The sequence below is a fragment of the Bartonella sp. CL436QHHD genome (assembly GCF_042195105.1).
Lineage (GTDB): Bacteria > Pseudomonadota > Alphaproteobacteria > Rhizobiales > Rhizobiaceae > Bartonella.
This window is the reverse complement of sequence record NZ_JBHINR010000072.1, coordinates 1-5,523: the sequence shown is the minus strand read 5'-3', so window position 1 is coordinate 5,523 and position 5,523 is coordinate 1. Positions and strand designations below refer to the sequence as shown.

3 protein-coding genes and 6 pseudogenes are annotated in these 5,523 nt (G+C 44.6%); all 9 read right to left on the bottom strand.

From position 1 onward, the window contains the following. Window positions 1-127: 127 nt before the first annotated feature. Window positions 128-484 carry a hypothetical protein gene (locus ACFIKN_RS08355; RefSeq protein WP_375658237.1) on the bottom strand — a complete coding sequence of 119 codons (357 nt, stop codon included), beginning with the start codon at window positions 482-484 and terminating at the stop codon, window positions 128-130. Between the two features lies 1 nt (window position 485). After that, window positions 486-1,469: pseudogene (locus ACFIKN_RS08350) on the bottom strand (major capsid protein); the annotation flags it as partial. 2 nt (window positions 1,470-1,471) lie between these two features. Continuing rightward, window positions 1,472-1,684, bottom strand: a pseudogene (locus ACFIKN_RS09585) (major capsid protein); the annotation flags it as partial. A 143-nt stretch (window positions 1,685-1,827) separates the two neighbouring features. Beyond that, window positions 1,828-2,085: pseudogene (locus ACFIKN_RS08340) on the bottom strand (head decoration protein); the annotation flags it as partial. A 3-nt stretch (window positions 2,086-2,088) separates the two neighbouring features. Then, window positions 2,089-2,412, bottom strand: a pseudogene (locus tag ACFIKN_RS08335) (head decoration protein); the annotation flags it as partial. Then, entirely contained in the window at window positions 2,409-2,837 is a 429-nt protein-coding gene (locus tag ACFIKN_RS08330) for a hypothetical protein (RefSeq protein ID WP_375658236.1), read from the bottom strand. The pseudogene ACFIKN_RS08335 and the gene ACFIKN_RS08330, both read right to left, overlap by 4 nt. Window positions 2,838-2,885: 48 nt before the next feature. Further along, window positions 2,886-3,686: pseudogene (locus tag ACFIKN_RS08325) on the bottom strand (S49 family peptidase); the annotation flags it as partial. A 25-nt stretch (window positions 3,687-3,711) separates the two neighbouring features. Beyond that, a pseudogene (locus ACFIKN_RS08320) lies at window positions 3,712-4,230 on the bottom strand (S49 family peptidase); the annotation flags it as partial. After that, a partial coding sequence (locus ACFIKN_RS08315; RefSeq protein ID WP_375658234.1) for a phage portal protein occupies window positions 4,220-5,523 on the bottom strand: 1,304 nt, incomplete at its 5' end. The gene ACFIKN_RS08315 and the pseudogene ACFIKN_RS08320, both read right to left, overlap by 11 nt.

Sequence of the window (5,523 nt, the reverse complement as noted above, 5' to 3'; positions counted from 1 at the left end):
TTAATTGCAGGCGTGTTCTCAACGGAAAAGTTGAAATCACGCATATTGAAAACATTGTCACCAGCTGCCGTCTTTGCTGCTTTGATCAACGTAACAAATGTTTCTCTTATCGTTTCGCGTGGATGTTTCATTGTTTTATCTCTCGCAAGATAAGTTTATACATACCGGATTCTGAGGCTTGGACATCTGTGACAGTGAAGTGCTCTTGAGAAGAGGGCGCTTTGCTGTTTTCAGGGGAAATGATTACAACACTATCTTGAGGGTTTGGTGGTATTCCCCCGATGTCATTGATACAAAGATCAAGTTCCTTTCTTGGAATTGTGGTGGGGATTCTGCCACCGGCGTCCGATTCTGAATGCTTAATGCCGTAAATCGCTGTGATACGAAAAGATTGCTGGTTGTCTTTTCGCGTGTAGATGATGGGCTGCCCAAAAGTGTTGCGCACATCTTTAACCATTTGGTTTAGCAGCCCGTGCCATCGCATGTTATTTCGCTCCAATCACTGCTTTAAACAGCATTTCAGGGCGTGTACAGATGTAAAGCGGATAGCTATAGACCTCCGGTTTTACCCATGCATTACGGTCGTGGTCGACGATAAGCATGGTGTAGAGAGGTCTTCCAACCGTGTTGGCAAAATCCAAGCTTTCACCAGGAGCAAAGGTTTTTTGGAAGACACCAGGCGCATCAACAGGAAAGAATTGGCATTCATCAGGCTTAATGCCTATGGCGCGCTTTGTTCCAGCCTTCGCACTCACATTATAGTTGTGGATACTCCGGTAATTAATGAAAGTGACACCAGCAAAGTCAAAACTGCCAAAGCTCCCCGATCCAAGAGCGCTTGGTGTTGCAACACCTCCGGCGCTATTGAGTGTTTGTGCTAAGGCTGTGTTGAGATAAGTTTCACGAATTGTTTTATGGTTTTTCAACTTGGAAAAGAATTCATTTCCACAAAGCCCAATAATGCGTGAACGATCAGAAAACGCTCCCTTTGAAGCCTCAATCATCCTCATAATGACTTGATCAACATTGTCAGCAACATTGGTTGTCTCTGTATTCAGTTTAAAGTCAATGGGCTTTGGTGGTGTGATTTCCCATTCTTTGTACCAATCGACAATTACGGAACCATCAGCATCAAGGACAACACCTTGAACAGCGCCAAGCTGCATATTTTCCCATGTCAATTCGATTTCAGAAATCAGTTTCTTTTGTTTTCTGGCAATATATTTCATTGCTGTCTCTAACTGATCTTCTGCGCCAAATTCACGACGGTTTTGGATTTCTTCTGATTTCACCGTATCACTTTTGGCAATCCGTGTTGTTTTGAAAAACCGAAGATTACGACCCTCTCTATCACCTTCTGTCAAAGGTGCGCCACGTTCACTGGTTTGAATAAGCGAAAATGTATTATCACGCCGTTCAATCCCAACCACTGTGGTACTGGTTTCAACTTCTTCAAAGAGATTAAGAGANTATCACCTTCTGTCAAAGGTGCGCCACGTTCACTGGTTTGAATAAGCGAAAATGTATTATCACGCCGTTCAATCCCAACCACTGTGGTACTGGTTTCAACTTCTTCAAAGAGATTAAGAGAACTTACAAGACCAGGTTGAAACTCATAGTTTTCGATGGCTTTCATCATTGTGATGCTTGAGAAAGCATCATGTTTAAAAAAGTTCATATCCATGTGCGCATTCTCCTATCGCAATAGAATGTTGTTTTTNAACTTACAAGACCAGGTTGAAACTCATAGTTTTCGATGGCTTTCATCATTGTGATGCTTGAGAAAGCATCATGTTTAAAAAAATTCATATCCATGTGTGCATTCTCCTATCGCAATAGAATGTTGTTATGGTCTTCTAAAGACTGAATGGCTGCTTTCTTTTTCTCATCCGTGATGGCATCTGGCCATAGCAGTTCAGAAGCTTTTACAGTGCATAAGCGTGCTGTAATCACAGCGCGTTGATCGGCGCCTGTTGCGTCAACAGTAGCAAAAGAAATCCCTGCCGGTGTTTGACTGCCATCTGTTGCTGCTGGATTAAGGGGGACATAGTATTCCGTTGTGGTTATCTTTCCCATGACAGTTCCCNCTGCTTTCTTTTTCTCATCCGTGATGGCATCTGGCCATAGCAGTTCAGAAGCTTTTACAGTGCATAAGCGTGCTGTAATCACGGCACGTTGATCTGCTTCAGAGGCATCAACAGTAGCAAAAGAAATCCCTGCCGGTGTTTGACTGCCATCTGCTGCTGCTGGATTAAGGGGGACATAGTGTTCCGTTGCGGTTATCTTTCCCATGACAGTTCCAGCTTCAATGAATGCTCCTGATGCAAACACCACTTCTTCGTTTGACATATCGGGGTCGTAGGGTCCAAGATAAGCGCCATTGCGTACGTCGTCATAAATAATATTCGTCATTTCACTGCCCTCCAAGCTGCTTCCCATTTTGTATGAATCTTTGCCTTGCTCGTCCCATCACTATGAGGGGTATAAGGCGAGACTTTTAAAGACGCGCTTTGAGAGCTAGCAGCCGTCAACACACACTGGCGTGCTTTCTCGATACTCATACCTTTTTGAATAGCTTTTGCTGCGTCAAAAGAAACGCCTAAGTGCTTTGCTTGCCTTTCAAGGGTTGTTAGTGCTTTTGCGCGCTTTCTTTCTTTTTCAAGAGCAGCTTTTATGTTTTCCTGCTTGTCTTCGTTGTCTTCATCCTCATCTTCGTCTTCTTCATCGTCGAAGTCTTCGGCGTTTTTGTCGATGTCGCTATCGCCTTCGTCCTCTTCCTCGTCATTGATGATGTCGACGATCTTTTCGTCATCANAAGTGCTTTGCTTGCCTTTCAAGGGTTGTTAGTGCTTTTGCGCGCTTTCTTTCTTTTTCAAGAGCAGCTTTTATGTTTTCCTGCTTGTCCTCATTGTCTTCATCTTCATCTTCGTTTTCTTCTTCATCGTCGAAGTCTTCGGCGTTTTTGTCGATGTCGCTATCGTCTTCGTCCTCTTCCTCGTCATTGATGATGTCGACAATCTTTTCGTCATCCTCTTCTTCAGCGCGGTATTGTGTGCGTGCCATGTGTTTTGTCCTTCTTTTGTTGTTGATGTTGGGTTTTGTGATATGGAATCCGTTAAGGCTTCCAAAGCTTGCGCAAGGGTGCCTTGCACATCTGCTAATCCAAGCGTGATCGCTTGGGTGCCTATAAAAGTTTCTGCTTTTGTGTCACGAATTGCAGCAGCATTTAAGCGTCTGTTTTGCGCCACCAAATCGACAAACATCTCGTAGAGCAGGGCGCAATCGGCTTGCATTTTTATCTGTGCTGTATCGCTCAAGGGTTCGTGAGGGTTGCCATGGGTTTTGTGATCACCTTCAAAGACAAAGGTCCATTTATGCCCGTGTTTTTCATCTGCACGGGACTGGTCAAGATGAGCACAAACAACTCCAATCGAGCCTNCGCTCAAGGGTTCGTGAGGGTTGCCATGGGTTTTGTGATCACCTTCAAAGACAAAGGTCCATTTATGCCCGTGTTTTTCATCCGCACGAGATTGGTCAAGATGGGCGCAAACAACCCCAATCGAGCCCACAACACCCGTGCGAGCAACCCATATTTGAGAAGCAGAACAAGCAATGGCATAAGCCGCTGAACAAGCAAACTCATTGGCATGTGCCCAAATGGGTTTATTGTATTGTTTTGAGAGTGTTTGAAACTCTTCAACCAAATCANACAACACCCGTGCGAGCAACCCATATTTGAGAAGCAGAACAAGCAATGGCATAAGCCGCTGAACAAGCAAACTCATTGGCATGTGCCCAAATGGGTTTATTGTATTGTTTTGAGAGTGTTTGAAACTCTTCAACCAAATCAAAGACACCACCGGCTTCTCCACCGCCGCTGTCAATATCAAGTAAAACAGCGCGAACATCAGGTTGTGCAATGGCTTCACGAAAAGAAGCCCTTAAACCTTCATAAGAGGTTAGCCCCGATAAAGCCCCAAGCCATGCACCACGGCGCACAAGCGTGCCATGAACCGGTATTATGGCAACATTGTTTTGTACTACATAAGTTTCAGGGGGTCTTAAAGCCGTTGTATCCCCTTGCGCAAAAGCCCCAGGGGCAAACTTTTCTCCCTCAAAAAGACGCGGTGCAAGAGCATTCAAAATGACATCAAGTTTTGTCGAGGCAAGCATATGTGGAACCCCAAAAAGCCGTGATGCCAAGAACGGCATATCAAGATTATTCACCATTTTTATGTGCCTCACTGCCTTGGTTACTTTCATAAGTCTCAGAAGGTTCTGAATCTGCTGTATCAATCGCTTGATTTTCACCAGAAGGCGCTGCCATATCCGTGTCAAAAGATAAGCCGCGCGCACGAGCGTCTGTGTGCTCTTCTTCAAGTTCGGCATGAATGCTGTCGATATCAAAGCCGCGCTCGGCAAGTGCCATGCGTCGTGTTTTCAAGCCTGCACGAATTTCTTCTTTTTCCGCTGAGATATCCTTGTTTGGATCAATCATTTCAAGCGGGGGAGCAAAGCTTTCACATTGAAGCCATGGCAAGGAATTTTCTTCCCACCCTGGCAAATTGACGCATCCAGCAAGCACTGCCATTTCAACAAAACGCTCCCAAACAATGCGGTTAAACTGAAAGGCAATAATATGTTCACGCCATTGTTTGACGTGCCGTCTAAACTGAATGATGGAGGTGCGTACATTTGAAAAATTCCCCCGCGTAACGTCTCCAGTCACAACGGCATAAGGCATATTAAGTGCTGCACAAATTTTCAAGATATTGCGAAATTGAAAAGCCTCATAAGAGCCACCAACCTCAACAGGATTTGAGAATGTAACTTCTTTATTCTCTCCTAAATAAAGAGATGCACCGGGCGCAATGACAGGTGCTTTGTATTCTTCTTCAACGTTGTTTTTATCACGATTATCGGATAATTTTTCGACGTTTGGTGAATTGTCCTTGACAAACGCTGCGAAAAGAGCCGCCGTCCTTTTTCTATCGAGTTCTGCGTCGTCATAGGATTCGAGTTGAAAGATCTTTGTCATACAGCGCGTTATTTTGGGAGAACCGCGCAATTGTCCTGCGATACGGCGCTCTTTGATGTGCAGGATCATTTCAGCGGGGACACGCACGCGCTCTTGGCTCTCAAATGCCATATTTGCAGGGACATCATCATAGGGGTGATGTTCCCAGAAATGATAAGCAACGCGCTTGCCACTGGCATTAAATTCAATTCCCATACGAATGTAATTGCCTTCAATCTCAGCCGGTCCATTGTAGGAAAGGTCCAACATTTCCGTGGGATAAACTTGTAATTGAAGCGGTACACCAGAGCGTCCGTAGAGATCAACATAATGCAATCTTACAAAGCACTCTCCGGTTAAAAAGACCTCTCGTGCAATGGTTGCTTGCAGCCCATAAAAGCTGGTATCTTCATCATAATCTGCTTCATCAACCCATTGCCACCATAAGTCTAAAAGCTTTTTCTTTTCTTCTTGAAAGCCTTCAATACGAGGATAAGGTTTAATCC